Genomic DNA, 3,145 nt, shown 5'->3' with positions numbered 1-3,145 from the left:
GGGCGGCGGCACCGGCGAGTTCCCGCTGCTGCCGATCGCCGAGTACATGCTCGAACTCGGCGGCTCCCACGACCGCTTCTCCATGGCCGTCCTCGCCGAACTCCCGCTCGGTATCGACCGTGCCGGCCTGGTCGCCACCCTCGACGCGGTCCTCGACCGCCACGACATCCTGCGCTCACGGCTCGACGCCGGGGCCCGCCGGATGATCGTCGGCGCGCCGGGCACCGTGGACGCGGGCACCCTGCTGCGCCGCGTCGCCTGCGACGCCCCCGGCGCCCCGGACGAGCTGGTGGCCGCCGAACTCGACGCGGCGACCGGCCGTCTGGACCCGGCCGCCGGGGTCATGGCCCAGTTCGTGTGGCTCGACCCGGCCGACCCGGAGGCCCCCGGCCGCCTGGTCATCGCCCTGCACCACCTCGTCGTCGACGGCGTCTCCTGGCGCATCCTCCTGCCCGACCTCGCCGCCGCCTGGCAGCAGGTCAAGGAGCGGGGCCGCGCGAAGCTGCCGGCCACCGGCACGTCCGTACGCCGCTGGACGCACGCCCTGATCGAGGAGGCCCGCTCCCCGGAGCGCACGGCCGAGCTGGACCTCTGGAAGCGCGTCCTCGACGGGCCCGACCCGCTGCTCTCCCACCGTCCGCTGGACCCCGCCGTCGACACCCGAGGCTCCCTCGACTTCGTCCGCGTCCAGCTCCCCGCCGACGTCACCGAGGCCCTCCTCACCACGGTCCCGGCCGCCTTCCACGGCGGCGTCAACGACGGTCTCCTCGCGGCCCTCGCCCTGGCCGTCACCAAGTGGCGGCGCGCGCGGAGCGTCTACGAGTCCTCCACCCTGATCAAGCTGGAGGGCCACGGCCGCGAACAGGACGTGGTCCCCGGCGCCGACCTCTCCGCCACGATCGGCTGGTTCACCAGCCTGTACCCGGTCCGCCTGGACGTCGCGGGCATCGACCTGGACGAGGCGTTCAAGGGGGGCAAGGCGGCAGGAGCCGCCGTGAAGGCCGTCAAGGAACAGCTCCTGTCGATCCCGGACAAGGGCCTCGGCCACGGCTTGCTGCGCTACTTGAACGAGGCGACCGCGGCCGACCTGAACGCGCTCGGCTCCACCGGCCAGATCGGCTTCAACTACCTGGGCCGCTTCTCCTCCGCCGACATGCCCGAGCACCTGCGGGGCAACGGCTTCACCCAGCTGCGCGAGCTCTCCGCCCCCCTCGACGAGGACATGCCCGCCATGTCGTCCCTGGAGATCAACTCCCTGGTCGTCGACACGGAGGACGGCGCACAGCTCGACGCGAGCATCGGCTTCCCGGCGACCCTCTTCGAGAAGGAGGACGTCGAGGAACTGGTGGACCTGTGGTTCACCGCGCTGACGGCCCTCGCCCGGCACGTCGGCCAGGAGGACGCCGGCGGTCTCACCCCCTCCGACCTGCCCCTCGTGGACGTCACCCAGCAGGACATCGAGCGGTGGGAGGAGACCTACCCCGGCCTCACCGACGTGTGGCCGCTCACGGCCCTCCAGTCGGGCCTGCTGTTCCACACGATGCTGAACGACGACTCCTGGGACGCCTACCAGATGCAGATGTCGTTCCACGTCACCGGCGAGGTCGACGCGGAGCGCATGCGCACCGCGGGCCAGGCCGTCCTGGACCGGCACCCGAACCTGCGGGCCGCGTTCGTCACCGACTCCGCCGGCCGCCAGGCCCAGGTCGTCGTCGACGGCGTCGAACTCCCCTGGCGGGAGATCGACCTGACCCACCTCCCGGAGGAGGAGCGCGAGGAGTCCTTCGAGCGGTTCCTCACCGCGGACCACGCGCAGGCGTTCGACCCGGCGGTCCCGCCGATGCTCCGCATGACCCTGGTGCGGATGACGGGCGAGACCTCCGAGCTGGTCCTCACCGCCAACCACGTCCTCTTCGACGGCTGGTCCTTCCCGCACCTGATGAAGGACCTCCTCCACCTGTACGGCTCCGGCGGCGACCCCTCGGTCCTGCCCCGCGTCCGCGGCTTCAAGGACTTCCTCACCTGGCTCGACCGCCAGGACCACGAGGCGTCCCGGCAGGCGTGGGCCCGTGAACTGGAGGGCGTCGAGGAACCCACCCTGCTCGTGCGGGGCGGCGCCCCCGCCACCGGCAGCCAGGGCATCGGCTCCGTCGACGTGCCCCTGCCCCTGGACGAGGTGCGCAGGCTCACCCGCCGCGCCTCGGAGCTGGGCGTCACCGTCAACACCCTGGTGCAGGGCGCCTGGGCGGTGCTGCTCGGCCGGCTCACCGGACGCCGGGACGTCGTGTTCGGCGCGACCGTCTCCGGGCGGCCCCCGGCGGTGCCGGACGTCGACTCGATGGTGGGCCTGTTCATCAACACGCTGCCCGTCCGCGTCGAGTACGCCCCCGGCGACTCCCTCGCCGACGTCCTCACCGCGCTCCAGGCACGGCAGGCCGCCCTGCTCGACCACCACCACCAGGGCCTGAGCGAGATCCAGCAGAGCACCGGCCTCAGCACCCTCTTCGACACCCTGGTCGTCTTCGAGTCCTACCCGGTGGACCGGGCCGGCCTCGACGAGGCCAACGCGGCGGCCGGGATCGCCTTCACCACCATCCGCCCCTCCACGGGCACCCACTACCCGCTGACCGTGATGGCGGACGCCGACCCGCATCTGCGGCTCGCCCTCCAGTTCCAGGAGCACGTCCTGGACCGGGCCGCCGTCGAGTCGTACGCGGCGCGCCTCGCCCTCGTCCTGCGGCAGCTGGCGGACGACCCGACCCTGCCGGTGGGTCTGGTCGACCTCCTGGAGCCGGCCGAGCACGAGCGTCTGCTGGAGCTGAGCGGCACCACCGCTCCCCGCCCCGAGACGACCGTCACCCGGCTCATCGAGAAGCAGACCGCGGCGACCCCGGACTCGATCGCGCTCGTCCACGAGGGCGCCCGGACGACGTACGAGCAGCTCAACTCCCGCGCCAACCGGCTCGCCCGGCTCCTCGTCGACCGCGGGGTGGGCCCGGAGACCGTCGTCGCCGTGTCCCTGCCCCGCTCGACGGAGCTGGCCGTCGCCCTGCTGGCGGTGCTGAAGGCGGGCGGCGCCTATCTGCCGATCGACCCCAAGTACCCGAGCCACCGCCTGGAGTACATCCTCGGCGAGGCCCGCCCG

General features: G+C 73.0%; 1 protein-coding gene. It reads left to right on the top strand.

What is annotated here, in order from left to right; all coding sequences use genetic code 11:
* Positions 1-3,145: condensation domain-containing protein (locus M8J73_RS30435; protein WP_249829314.1), on the top strand; the 3,145-nt coding region annotated here is incomplete at both ends.

It is taken from the genome of Streptomyces neyagawaensis, assembly GCF_023516595.1.
GTDB lineage: Bacteria > Actinomycetota > Actinomycetes > Streptomycetales > Streptomycetaceae > Streptomyces > Streptomyces neyagawaensis.
This window is presented reverse-complemented; position numbering and strand designations above follow the sequence as displayed.